The organism is Streptomyces sp. NBC_00457, from assembly GCF_036014015.1.
Classification (GTDB): domain Bacteria; phylum Actinomycetota; class Actinomycetes; order Streptomycetales; family Streptomycetaceae; genus Streptomyces.
In genome coordinates this window covers 2,384,640-2,396,560 of sequence record NZ_CP107905.1, presented here as the reverse complement: position 1 = coordinate 2,396,560, position 11,921 = coordinate 2,384,640, and the positions used below count along the sequence as shown (strand labels likewise).

Sequence of the window (11,921 nt, the reverse complement as noted above, 5' to 3'; positions counted from 1 at the left end):
CGGCGACGCCACCGCGGCTGCTGATGACGCTATTGACGATGACCGCGGTCTTGGTGCGTGAGACCGCTTCGCTGGTGGCGAAGGTACCCCAGCTGCCGCGTTCCAACAGAGGGTGACGGAGTCTTGGACCGATCGCGGGGAGCACCGTCTGCACGCCACGCGGTTTCTCGCTCTTGCCCGTATCCCTCCCGCGTTCGAGGAGCGTATATGGCGCCGCAGCCTCAGTGCCGGCTCGGCGTCATATACCCCCCTCCTCGATGGGAAGCCGTCAGGGGAGACGCACGTCATCCACCGTCACTTCGCGAGGAAGTCGCGGAGTGCGGTGTTGACCTCGTCGGCGTGGGTCCAGAGCAGGCCGTGCGGCGCTCCTTCGACCTCGACGTAGTCGGCGTCGGGGAGCGCCTTGTGGAATCGGCGCCCAGTGGCGTCGATCGGGAGGATGTTGTCCTTTGTTCCGTGCAGGATCAGTGCGGGCTTGCCGCTCGCGCGGACCGCCTCGACGTCGGCGCGGAAGTCCTCGATCCAGGCCGATACCACAGCGTAAGCGGCCACCGGAGCGCTGCGGATCGCGACGTTCCAGCTAGCGGTCACGGCCTCCTCGCTGATACGCGTGCCGAGGTTCTCGTCGAGGTTGTAGAAGCCCGCGAAGAACTGCGTGTACCAGGCGTACCGATCCGCCTTCGCGGTCGCGTAGATGCCGTCGAAGACCTCCTGCGGCACCCCGTCGGGGTTGTCGTCGCGGGCGGCGAGAAACGGCTCGAGCGAGGCGAGGAAGGCGAGCTTCGCGACACGCTCATGACCGTAGCGGCTCACGTAGCGGGCGAGTTCCCCGGTGCCCATCGAGAAGCCGACGAGGACGACATCCTGCAGGTTGAGGGTTTCAAGGACCGTGTTCAGGTCGGCGGCGAAGGTGTCGTAGTCGTAACCGGAGTTCACCTTCGACGACTGGCCGAAGCCCCGACGGTCATAGGTGATGACCCGGTAGCCCTGGGCCAGCAGCTCGCGCGTCTGGCGTTCCCAGCTGTGCCCGTTCAGGGGGTAGCCGTGGATCAGGACGACCGGCTGCCCAGAACCCTGATCCTCGTAGTAGAGCTCGATCGGCGTACTGTTCTCCGTGCCGACGGTGATGTAACCCATGATTGCTTTCCCTTCCGGCCGACGAAACGAACACCGGCCCATTTCTGTGTGTGAGAACTTTGCGCTATCGGAGGCGGGTCGGAAATACAGCTTGATCCACGTTGTCCACGACTGCGACTCGGCCACCATCGCCGGGATCGGGATCGGGCATGATCGATTCCGGGTCGACCAGGTAGACCTCGTGACCATTCAGCGTCAGCCGGCGTACGACCTCCAGCAGCACGCGTCGTGCCACGTCGTCGATCGAAAAGACCCTTGTCAGGTCCAAAGCCACCCTGGCATCCGAAGGTGAGATGCCCATGGCTTTCTGGACAACTCTCTCGGCTCCGGCGAAGCCGATGACACCTTGCAGTCGCAGGACTCGGAGCGCGTCCGGTCCGCTGCCGACGACATGGTTGGACCGCACGACGGCACGCGAGGCGGCGGGAACCTGCATCACATGCAGACCCATGTCCGAAGAGAATCGCTCGAACAGCGACACCCCGCGAACGCTGTTCCCGTGACCATCCAGTCGTGGTGAGAACGTGGCCATGCCGATCTGCCCGGGCAGCGCGCCGATCAGGCCCCCGGCCACCCCGCTCTTTGCCGGAATACCGACCTGGGTCGCCCAGTCGCCGGCAGCGTCGTACATTCCACAGCTGAACATGACGCTCAGCACCTGACGCACCACCGGTTCCGGCACCACCTGCTCACCCGAGAGAGGGTTCACCCCACGGTTGGCCAACGTCGCGGCCATCATGGCCAGATCGCGCGTGGTGACGAGCACGGAACACTGGCGGGTGTAGCCGTCCACGACGGTCCTCGGGTCCTTGGTGAGGACGTTGTGACTGCGGAGCATGTGGGCAATGGCGAGGTTGCGGTGCGCATTCTCCATCTCTGACGCACATACCGCCTCATCCATCTTCAGTCGACGACCGGCGAACGCCGAAAGGCCATGCAGCACGCGTTCCACGCGCTCCGCCGGATTCAGGTCCTCCGCGCCGGCCAGTGAGTGCACGGTGATCGCGCCGGCGTTGATCATGGGATTGAGAGGGCGCCCGGTATCGCTTTCGAGGGAGATCTCGTTGAACGCCTCTCCGGACGGCTCGACACCGACTTTGGCGAGCACAGGGTCGAATCCGCGATCAGCCAGGGCCAACGCGTATATGAACGGCTTGGAGATCGATTGGATGGTGAATTCGATATCGATGTCACCGGCGCCATAGACCTCTCCGTCAATCATGGCAAAGGCCGCACCGAGGCGCTCCGGGTCCGCTGCCGCCAGCTCAGGGATGTATCCCGCCGGCTCTCCGGACGTATCCGGTTCCACATCTCTCAGTACCTCGTCCAGATAGTCGGGAATGATGGGCCGCATTCGTCCTCCATGCACGGGGCTTCACGGCGTCACATCGTCGATGCGACCAGAGACATGACCTCGCGCTTCGCCGAGCGTTGCGCGCGTGATCACCCCTATGTCGTCAGGTGTCGGCTGGCGGAACACGCCACCATTCGCTATGAATTCGTCGCCGTTCACTCGCAGGTGGCGAGCGAACATCGGGCACAACGGCACGACGGCAACGCTTTCGCGAATGCTGTCTGTGAGTGCCGTGCTCACGAGCAACGCAACCAGAGCACGTTCACCGAAATCCTGGCACACCTCGGTATGGAAGAATATTCGTTCTTCGCTTGTGCCGGATATGGCGACGAAGTCGGTCGTGCCGACGGGTGTTCCGTCGGCACGAAAAACTGTGCAGGAGCTGATCGGGCCGGCGAGATCGAGCTCGACCGTCATGGATGCACCGGTGTTGTCAGTCGATCCTTGAGTCATGTGGCTGTCCTTCTGCAGAGAGCGTCACGACGTGGCCACAGTGCTCAGAGAGTCTTGCGGAGCAGGGGCGGCGGTAAGAGTGCGAAGCTGGTCGGCGTCGACATTGGCTCCGAAGGCGGGGGTTCCGGGTTCGAGCCGGATGCCCGCCGCGAGGTCGCCGATGGTGAGGGGGTCGAATCCGAGGGTGTCGATCAGCGCGGACACGATGGCGAGATCCTCGGGCGAGTCACCGGCGATCGCGATGGCCTTGCGTCCGAGGTCGCCGGCTGGACGAGCCTCGTCTTCGAGGTCGTGGTAGCCCATGTGGTTGAGGGCTTTCACGACACGTGCGCCCGGCAGGAACCGCTGGACGACTTCGCTCGATGAGGTGTCGGGCGGGAGGATCGCCGCGCGGGGACCGTCGACCTCCCACCAGTGGTTCATCGCGTCGATGACCAGCTTTCCCTCCAGCTTCGGGACGGGGAGGTCGCGGTGCTTGCCGAGCGGGAGAGCCAGGACCACCAGGTCGGCGGCATCCGCGGCCTGGGCCGGCCATACGGCGGTCGCTCCGGGGGTGAGGATTCTGGCGGTAAGCGCGATCTTGGAGGGGTCACCGGACCCGGAGAGCAGGACTCGATAGCCGGCGGCGACCGCGAGGCGCGCCAGGACGGTGCCGACTTTCCCGGCTCCCAGGATCCCGATCGTGGTGACGGGGTTGGTCATCGTGTCGCTCCCGCCGTGGCGGCGGGCTGGTCGGCCAGAAGCTCGCGGACCCGAGGGATGACCTGGGTGCCGTACAACTCGACCGAACGTAGACGTGCGGAGGCTGACACGGTGCCGGCGGCGGAGTAGATCATGTCGAACCGGCCCGCGTCCAGTACCCGGATGGCATGGGCGATCTTGGTCGCGACCGTCTCGACCGAGCCGACATACAGCGATCCCCGGTCCACCTCGGCGTCGAATTCTTCCCGGCGGAGCGGCGGCCAGCCGCGCTGTGCCCCGATCCGGTCGCGGATCTCCTTGTACCCAGGGTGGAAGAGCTCCTTGGCCTCTTCGTCGGTGGAGGCGACGAAGCCGGGCGAATGCGTGCCGACCGGCTGCGCGGTCGTACCGAACTCGTCGCTGGCACGCCGGTACAGATCCACGTAGGGAGCGAACCGGTCGGGGGCGCCGCCGATGATGGCGAGCATCAGCCCGAAGCCGTACTGGGCGGTGCGGAGCACGGACTGCGGTGTCCCGCCCACCCCTACCCAGGTGTTGAGGCGTCCCGAATCCGTCTTCGGGTATACGTCCGCATTCTGCAGAGCGGCACGCGTGGTGCCTTCCCAGGTGACCGGCTTCTCGTCCAGGAGCCGATGGAAAAGGTCGATCTTCTCCTCGAACAACACCTCGTAGTCCTTCAGGTCGTATCCGAACAGGGGGAACGACTCGGTGAAGGAACCGCGTCCGAGGATCACCTCGGCGCGGCCGTTGGAGAGCGCGTCGACCGTGGCGAACCGCTGGAACACTCGCACCGGATCGTCCGAGGACAGCACTGTCACCCCCGAGGCGAGCCGGATGCGCTCCGTGGCCGTCGCGATGCCCGCCAGTACTGTCTCAGGGCTCGAGATCGCGTACTCGGGCCGATGGTGCTCGCCCAACGCAACAACGTCGATACCGACCTGGTCGGCAAGGACCGCTTCGGCCACCGCGGCGCGGATCGCCTGCGCGTGCGAGACGATCACGCCCTGGTCGTTTCGGGGCCGGTCTCCGAAGCTGTCGATGCCGAACTCGATTTGCGAAACATCCATCGTGTTCACGTCGCTCAACGCTTTCGTTGTGTCGGGGTGTGGCGGTGCGTGGTTCGTGACGACCCGGCGGGACGTCCCATCCCGAGCGACCTGCGCGAGTTCCCCGCCGGCCAGGTCCCGCGCCCACACCGCCTCCGCCGATCTAGTTGACATGTAAACCATGGCACCGCTGTGGTTTACATGTCAACTAGGTCGTGTCACGGTGGGTGCGGCCGCACGTCGCGGGTCGGGTCAGTGCGGCGCGCCGTTGACTCCACCGAGGCGGCGGCGCGGCACGGGCTCACTCACGGGGCACCGGAATCTCTGCGGGTCCGGGCAGTCGGCGCCGATGAACTGGGCGTGTAGGCGGGGGTGTTGGCGGAGCGGTGAGAAGCGCCGTACGAGAAATTCCGCGCCTTCGCCGGTATGTCGTGGTCCGGGGCGCGGGATTCGCCGCGGGCGCCGGCACCCCTACCTGTATGCGGGCTCGATGGGGGAGCCGCTCCGGGCCTCCGCGGTTTCCGTACCGAGGAACACCTCAACATGACGAGAAGAGCGTGACGACCATCATGACCACGACCTCCACCGCGCTGGACCGTTACATGGGGCTGTCCGACCTGGCGGTCCATGACGAAGCGGCTCTGGACGAAGCGTTGGCGCTCTTCGCGGCGGACGCGACCGTCGAGATCGGCCCGGAGCCGGCGCACGGCAGTGAGGCCATCCCTGCCTTCTACCGTGCCCGTTTCGCCGCCCATGCCGAGATGAAGCACTTCTGGAACACCGCGGTCCTTGATGACGGCACCCTCAGGGCCGAGTGGGTGCGCGGCACGCAAGACGGACGGCAGCCTCATCACCGTCGCCGGGGTGGAATACGCCACGGTCGACGCTCAGGGGCTCATCAGCCACCTTCGCAACGAGTTCACCCGCCTCCCCGGCTGAGCCGGCCCGGTCGTCATGGCTCCGGGCCGGCCGGCGGAGCGGTGCGCGGTCTTCCGGGTCAGTGACGGCAACGATCCCGGTGGCGTCTGGGGGGAAGTGTCTGGGCATGCCGGCCGACCGTTGGTGATCTGGACCCGGCAGTGCCGCCCGACGTCGGCCTTGCCGCCGCCAAGTACGGGCGACGTACGGCTACTTGCGTCCTGACCTCGGAGGTTGACAGATCAACCATGCCGTCTTAGGGTTCCACGTGAAAACTCAGCTGGCCCCGCGCCCTCAGGGAAACCCCAGTCGCGCCCCCTCGCCCGGTCAGTCCGGCTGCTTCTCCATGTGGTCCAGGACGCGCTTGGAGATCCGGCCGAGTGTGGCGAGCTGGTTCGGGGTCAGGGCGTCGATGAAGAGGCGGCGGACGTGCTCGACGTGCGGGGGTGCGGCCTCCTCGATCGCCTTGTAGCCGGCCGGGGTGGCGACGATGAACGCTCCCCGTCCGTCGTCGGGGCACTCCTCCTTGGCCACGAGCCCGCGCTTCGCCATCCGCGTGACCTGGTGGGACATCCGGCTCTTCTCCCACTCCACGAGTTTGGCCAGATCCAGGAAGCGCATCCGCCCGTTGCCTCTTTCGGTGAGGCTGACGAGCACCAGGTAGTCGGCTGCTGACATTCCGGAGTCGGCCTGGATGCGTCGGGACAGTCGCCCGATGAGCGTCTCCTGCATGCGGATGAAGTTGTCCCAGGCGACCTTCTGTTCCGGGTCGAGCCAGCGCGGCTGAGCGTCCATGAAGGCAGTCTAACGAAATCGTTGACAGCTCATCTACCGGCGGTGGCGGCGAGCGGACGCCCTCGTCGAGAGATAAGTTGATGCGTCAACCTTGCGGGGTTAGGCTTAAGTCCTGGCTGACGGGATTCTGCCGAGTTGAGCGGGATCAGGCCCACAAGGAGGACACATGACGGTCGAAGTGAGCGACGTGCCCGAGGCGAAGCGCTACGAGGCTCGTGTCGATGGAGAGTCCAAGGTGGCGGGCGTCGCGGAATACATCCGTACGACGGAACTCGTGGCGTTCGTGCACACCGAGGTCGAGGCGGAGTACGAGGGCCGGGGAGTCGGGTCCGCGCTGGTCCGTACAGCCCTTGACGAGGCACGCGCCGCGCACCTGCGGGTTCTGGCCACCTGCCCCTTCTTCGCGGGCTGGATCAGCCGGCACCCCGAGTACCAGGACCTGCTGTACCAGTCCCGCAGCAAGGTCAGTGACTGAGAACCCGAGCGCGGCGGTAGGCGGTAGTGGAGGCGGGCATGAGCGGCGAATCCGAGCGGAAGTCATACCAGGCGGAGTCGATCACGGTGACCTTCGAGGCCAGGCGCTGCCTCCACGCCGCCGAATGCGTCCACGGCCTGCCCGAGGTGTTCGACCCGACGAAGCGGCCGTGGATCCAGCCGGACAGGACTACGGCCGAGCGCCTGGCGGAGGTCGTGCGGCGCTGTCCCTCGGGCGCGCTCCAGTACGAACTCGTGGAGGGCGGGACGGAGGCTCCCGACCGGCCCACCACGATCTCCCGTGGTACCACCGGGCAGCTGACGGTGCGCGGGGAGTTGAGTGTGGACACGCCGCAAGGTGCGCGCGCCGAGACCAGGGTCACGCTGTGCGGCTGCGGGCAGAGCCGCCTCCAGCCGTACTGCGACCACGCGGGGCCCTGCGGTCGGTGACGCGCCCGTGTCCGCTTCTCGTATGCGGCCCGGCCGCGCAGTCAGGCTCCGCGCGGTCGGTGGGTGAGAGCAACGCCTGAAGGATGCACTGCAACTCGGTGCGGTCCTGCGGGGTGATCCTCGCCGGCCTGAGGTCGTGCTCCGCCGCCAGGGCTGCGAGTGCACGTCTCCACGCCCGCCAGCAGCGCGAAGGAGCGGATCGGTGCGAACTGTGCGTCCCGCCTCGCCGCCCGCGACCTCGAAGCCGCAGCGAATCGGTGTCCTCGGCATCTGCGCCGGCGGCGTGCGATCCTCATCGGTCGGCCCGGCCCATCGCCTCTACTTCTCCTGGCGTGTCGGTACGGGGTGCTTGCTCATGATCGACACGCGGTTGAACGCGTTGATGGTGACCGCCACCCAGATCGCGGCTGAGATCTGGTCCTCGGAGAGAACCTGGCGGGCGTCCTCATAGGCGGATGCCTGGGTCGTGGCGTTCGCCGGATCGGTTGTGGACTCGGCCAGTGCCAGGGCGGCGCGTTCCGAGGGGGAGAACAGGTCAGTGTCCCGCCAGGCGCTCAGGACTCCGAGTCTCTGCGGTGATTCACCGGTGCGCAGGGCCGCCCTGGTGTGCGCGTCGAGGCAGTAGGCGCAGCCGTTGAGTTGCGACACGCGGAGGTTGATCAGTTCCACGGTGATGCGGTCGAGCCCGGCCTCGGAGGCTGTCGCCCGGACCGCCTCCGAGACCTGTACCAGGGCATGGAAGGCCTTGGGGCTCTGTTTGTCGATGAAGATTCTGCGGGGTGGGGTGCTGTGGGTCTGGTCGCTCACGTCGGGCCTCCTTCGGGCCACGCTCTCAGTGGCCCGCGTCCGTGCGGGTGTTGTGGCCATCGGTCTGCCTCCGTGGCATCATAGTTGACGTAACAACTAGACTGTTGAGAAGGTGCTCTCGGTGAGCAACCCGGAAGGCGATACCGAGGCTCTACGCTGCGGTGCGCTCGTCGAAGGCGACCGGCCGGCCGGAGCCCCCCGGGTCGACGTCCTGTCGGCGCGTGAAGTCCCCCTCGGCGGTCCGCGTGCGATGCGCGTGCGGCGGACGCTGCCCCAGCGGGCGCGCACCCTCATCGGTGCCTGGTGCTTCGCCGACCATTACGGCCCGCACCAGGTCGCCGAGTTGGGTGGCATGGACATGCCCCCGCATCCGCACACCGGACTCCAGACGGTGACCTGGCTGTTCAGCGGAGAGGTCGAGCATCGCGACACCCTGGGTACCCACTCCCTGGTCCGGCCCGGTGAGATGAACCTCATGACCGGCGGATACGGCATCGCCCACTCGGAAATCTCCACGCCGGACACCACGGTCATCCACGGCGTCCAGCTGTGGGTCGCGCTGCCCGAGGAACACCGCGACACCGCTCGGGACTTCCAGCACCACGTGCCCGAACTCGCGCAGACCGACGGGGCCGAGATCAGGGTCTTTCTGGGCTCGCTCGCCGGCCGGACCTCCCCGGTCCGGGCGTTCACGCCGCTGCTCGGCGCCGAGATCGTCATCGAACCCCACGCGGCGCTCTCTCTCGCCGTGGACGCGGCCTTCGAGCACGGCCTCCTCGTGGACAGCGGGGACATCCGCCTGATCGACACGGTGCTGCGGCCCGCCGAACTCGGCTACGTCCCGCGAGGTGCGGACACCCTGACGATGGTGAATGAGACCGACGCCCCGGCGCGGGCCATTCTCCTCGGAGGACCGCCCTTCGGGGAGGAGATCGTCATGTGGTGGAACTTCATCGGTCGCAGCCACGAGGACATCGTGAAGGCCCGCGAGGACTGGGAAGCGTCCTCCGAACGCTTCGGCGTCATCCAGGACTCTCCCAGGGGCCGCCTTCCCGCCCCGGCTCTGCCGAACGCCGTCATCACACCGCGCCGCAACCCACCGACCCGCTGAACTCCCTTACGAAAGGCACACGATGAGCGAGTCCTCCACCACCACGGTCGTCGAGCGCGCGGACGCCGATCGACGGTACGAGATCCTGGTCGACGGCCGACGTGCCGGTCTGACCGCCTACCGTGACCTGGGCGTGCAGCGTGTCTTCTTCCACACGGAGATCGACAAGACCTTCGCCGGCCAGGGGCTGGGCCCACAACTGGTCCAGCAGGCACTCGCCGACGTGCGCGCGTCCGGAATGCGGATCGTCCCGGTCTGCCCCTACGTCGCCAAGTTCCTCAAGCGGCACGACGAGTTCGCGGACATCACTGACCCGGTCACTCCTGATGTTCTGCGGTGGCTGAAGGCGCAGCTCGACTGATGCTTCTAAAGTAGATGCGTCAACTATATTGAGACTGTCGAGAGTCTTACGGGACAGGCATGCAGCCTGAGGGGAGAAGTCCGGCGATGCGGAATCTGACCGTGGCCCAGCAGATGGTGGACGTTCTGCGCCAGGCAGGCGTGGAGCGGATCTACGGCGTGGTGGGTGACAGCCTGAACTCGGTGGTCGACGCGGTGCGCCGTACCGACGGCATCGAGTGGGTGCATGTACGGAACGAGGAGGCCGCCGCCTTCGCCGCGGCGGCGGAGGCGCAGCTGACCGGCAGGCTCGCGGTGTGTGCCGGAAGCTGTGGCCCCGGAAACACCCATCTGATCCAGGGGCTGTACGACGCGCACCGCTCCGGTGCGCCCGTGCTGGCACTCGCCTCGCACATCCCGTCCCACCAGATCGGCACCGGATTCTTCCAGGAGACGCACCCGGAAAGGCTGTTCACCGACTGCAGCGACTACTGCGAGATGATCGGCACCCCCGGGCAGATGCCCCGGGTTCTGCGGATCGCCATGCAGCGGGCTCTGGGCAACAGCGCGGTGTCGGTCCTGGTGATACCGGGCGATGTCGCGCACGCCGAGGCGACTCACCCGACGGGAAGCAGCGATCTGGTCACCGAACGCGGCCGGGTCGTCGCGCCGGACACACAGGTTCGGGCGCTGGCCGAGAAGGTGAACGCGGCACGGAAGGTGATGCTGTTCTGCGGTGCGGGGGTGCGGGACGCGCACGCCGAGGTCATGGCGCTCGCCCAGAAGACCGCCGCCCCCATCGGGCACTCCCTGCGGGGCAAGGAGTGGATCCAGTTCGACAACCCGTACGACGTGGGCATGAGCGGTCTGCTGGGCTACGGCGCCTGCTTCGACGCGATGCACGAGGCCGACCTGGTCGTCCTGCTCGGCACCGATTTCCCGTACAACGACTTCCTGCCGCAGGCGCGGACCGTACAGATCGACCACGATGCGGGCCGCCTCGGCCGTCGTACTGTGCTGGAACTCGGGGTCCACGGCGATGTCCGGGAAACACTGCGGGCCGTGCTGCCGCTGGTCGGGGCGAAGGCGGATCGTGCCTTTCTGGACCGGATGCTGCACAAGCATGCCAGGTCGCTGGAGAAGGTCTCGGCCTACACCCACGACGTCGAGCGGCACACGCCGATCCACCCCGAGTACGCGGCCTCGGTTCTGGACGATCTCGCCGCCGACGACGCGGTGTTCACCGTGGACACCGGCATGTCCAACGTGTGGGCGGCGCGTTATCTGACCCCCAATGGGCGGCGCCGGGTGATCGGCTCGTTCCTGCACGGCACGATGGCCAACGCGCTGCCGCACGCCATCGGCGCGCAGTTCGCCTACCCCGGCCGCCAGGTGATCTCGATGTCCGGCGACGGTGGGCTGGGCATGCTGATGGGCGAGTTGCTCACGGTGAAGCTGCACGAGCTGCCGGTGAAGACGATCGTCTTCAACAACTCCTCCCTCGGGATGGTGAAGTTGGAGATGCTGGTCGAGGGACTGCCCGAGCACGAGACCGACCATGGGCCGGTGGACTACGCGGCGATCGCCCGCGGCGCGGGCATCGAGGCGATCCGCATCGAGCGCCCCGGGGACGTCGTCGACGGACTCAAGCAGGCGCTCGCCCACGACGGGCCGTTCCTGGTCGACCTGGTGACCGACCCCAACGCGCTGTCGATCCCGCCGCACATCTCGGCCGCCCAGGTCAAGGGATTCGCCTTCGCCGCCGGCCGGACAGTGCTCGACGGCGGCGTCGGCAAGATGCTCGACCTGGCCCGCGCCAACCTGCGAAACGTTCCCCGCCTCTGAAGATGTCCGGAAGGGAATCACCATTCATGAGCGAGGAAACGCCGGCCGCTGATCTCCGGCACGGTCCGATCCGGAGAATCGCTGATCTGCTGAGCGCACATCACGAACGAGCGAAGCGACAGCACCAGGAGGCGGACATGGCCGATGCGATCGCCGCTGCCGCTTTCGACCTGGGAGCCGACATCGCCCGCCCAGCCGCTCCACCGCACGAGCGCGTCGGCTTCGACGCCGCAAGCGATCTTGGGATCGGCCGGCAGTCACCGGAGTAGCGCCTCGGGCGGCCCGGTTCTCACCCGTCTGTACGATGCTCGGGCGTCTCGCCTCACGTACTCGCCAACAACGATGTGCCAAATCACCTGCTCACCAGGTGGACCGGGCACACGAACGTGAAGACGACGAAGAAGTGGTACCTGAAGCGGGACGTGGCGGACCTGCTTCCAGCGGCGGAGGCATGTGGAGGTCTCGCAGGGAACGTGTGACAGATCGTGAC

At 66.9% G+C, this 11,921-nt stretch carries 14 protein-coding genes; 7 read left to right on the top strand and 7 right to left on the bottom strand.

What is annotated here, in order from left to right; all coding sequences use genetic code 11:
• Nucleotides 1–294: 294 nt before the first annotated feature.
• The 5 genes from OG828_RS10970 to OG828_RS10950 form a co-directional block, all read right to left on the bottom strand.
• Nucleotides 295–1,137 carry an alpha/beta fold hydrolase gene (locus OG828_RS10970; protein WP_328500986.1) on the bottom strand — a complete coding sequence of 281 codons (843 nt, stop codon included), beginning with the start codon at nucleotides 1,135–1,137 and terminating at the stop codon, nucleotides 295–297.
• A 64-nt stretch (nucleotides 1,138–1,201) separates the two neighbouring features.
• Complete coding sequence (locus OG828_RS10965) at nucleotides 1,202–2,491, bottom strand: glutaminase (RefSeq protein WP_328500985.1); 1,290 nt, start codon at nucleotides 2,489–2,491, stop codon at nucleotides 1,202–1,204.
• A 21-nt stretch (nucleotides 2,492–2,512) separates the two neighbouring features.
• A complete protein-coding gene (locus OG828_RS10960) occupies nucleotides 2,513–2,944 on the bottom strand; it encodes a hypothetical protein (RefSeq protein ID WP_328500984.1) in 432 nt (143 codons plus the stop codon).
• Nucleotides 2,945–2,968: 24 nt separating this feature from the next.
• The gene (locus OG828_RS10955) at nucleotides 2,969–3,646 is read right to left on the bottom strand and encodes an NADPH-dependent F420 reductase (protein ID WP_328500983.1); all 678 of its coding nucleotides are present in this window, start codon (nucleotides 3,644–3,646) and stop codon (nucleotides 2,969–2,971) included.
• On the bottom strand, nucleotides 3,643–4,713 hold the full coding sequence (locus tag OG828_RS10950; RefSeq protein WP_328504841.1) for an LLM class flavin-dependent oxidoreductase: 1,071 nt from the start codon (nucleotides 4,711–4,713) through the stop codon (nucleotides 3,643–3,645). Before OG828_RS10950 ends, OG828_RS10955 begins: the two co-directional genes overlap by 4 nt.
• Nucleotides 4,714–5,249: 536 nt before the next feature.
• Between OG828_RS10950 and OG828_RS10945 the strand changes: the two genes are divergently transcribed.
• Nucleotides 5,250–5,696 (top strand): nuclear transport factor 2 family protein, encoded by a 447-nt coding sequence (locus tag OG828_RS10945; protein ID WP_328353220.1) that lies wholly within the window; start codon nucleotides 5,250–5,252, stop codon nucleotides 5,694–5,696.
• A gap of 241 nt (nucleotides 5,697–5,937) precedes the next feature.
• Here OG828_RS10945 and OG828_RS10940 read toward each other — a convergent pair whose 3' ends face one another.
• Complete coding sequence (locus tag OG828_RS10940; RefSeq protein ID WP_328353217.1) at nucleotides 5,938–6,405, bottom strand: MarR family winged helix-turn-helix transcriptional regulator; 468 nt, start codon at nucleotides 6,403–6,405, stop codon at nucleotides 5,938–5,940.
• 166 nt (nucleotides 6,406–6,571) lie between these two features.
• Between OG828_RS10940 and OG828_RS10935 the strand changes: the two genes are divergently transcribed.
• The gene (locus OG828_RS10935; protein ID WP_328353214.1) at nucleotides 6,572–6,880 is read left to right on the top strand and encodes a GNAT family N-acetyltransferase; all 309 of its coding nucleotides are present in this window, start codon (nucleotides 6,572–6,574) and stop codon (nucleotides 6,878–6,880) included.
• Nucleotides 6,881–6,918: 38 nt separating this feature from the next.
• A complete protein-coding gene (locus OG828_RS10930; RefSeq protein WP_328500982.1) occupies nucleotides 6,919–7,329 on the top strand; it encodes a (4Fe-4S)-binding protein in 411 nt (136 codons plus the stop codon).
• 318 nt (nucleotides 7,330–7,647) lie between these two features.
• Here OG828_RS10930 and OG828_RS10925 read toward each other — a convergent pair whose 3' ends face one another.
• Entirely contained in the window at nucleotides 7,648–8,136 is a 489-nt protein-coding gene (locus OG828_RS10925; RefSeq protein ID WP_328437685.1) for a carboxymuconolactone decarboxylase family protein, read from the bottom strand.
• A gap of 121 nt (nucleotides 8,137–8,257) precedes the next feature.
• Here OG828_RS10925 and OG828_RS10920 point away from each other — a divergent pair, with 121 nt between their 5' ends.
• The 4 genes from OG828_RS10920 to OG828_RS10905 all read left to right on the top strand — a co-directional run bounded on the left by OG828_RS10920 (nucleotide 8,258) and on the right by OG828_RS10905 (nucleotide 11,700).
• Nucleotides 8,258–9,247 carry a pirin family protein gene (locus OG828_RS10920; RefSeq protein WP_328500981.1) on the top strand — a complete coding sequence of 330 codons (990 nt, stop codon included), beginning with the start codon at nucleotides 8,258–8,260 and terminating at the stop codon, nucleotides 9,245–9,247.
• 22 nt (nucleotides 9,248–9,269) lie between these two features.
• Entirely contained in the window at nucleotides 9,270–9,608 is a 339-nt protein-coding gene (locus OG828_RS10915; RefSeq protein ID WP_328500980.1) for a GNAT family N-acetyltransferase, read from the top strand.
• Between the two features lie 86 nt (nucleotides 9,609–9,694).
• Nucleotides 9,695–11,431 (top strand): pyruvate dehydrogenase, encoded by a 1,737-nt coding sequence (locus OG828_RS10910; protein WP_328500979.1) that lies wholly within the window; start codon nucleotides 9,695–9,697, stop codon nucleotides 11,429–11,431.
• A gap of 26 nt (nucleotides 11,432–11,457) precedes the next feature.
• Entirely contained in the window at nucleotides 11,458–11,700 is a 243-nt protein-coding gene (locus tag OG828_RS10905) for a hypothetical protein (protein WP_328353196.1), read from the top strand.
• The last annotated feature ends 221 nt before the right edge of the window (nucleotides 11,701–11,921 follow it).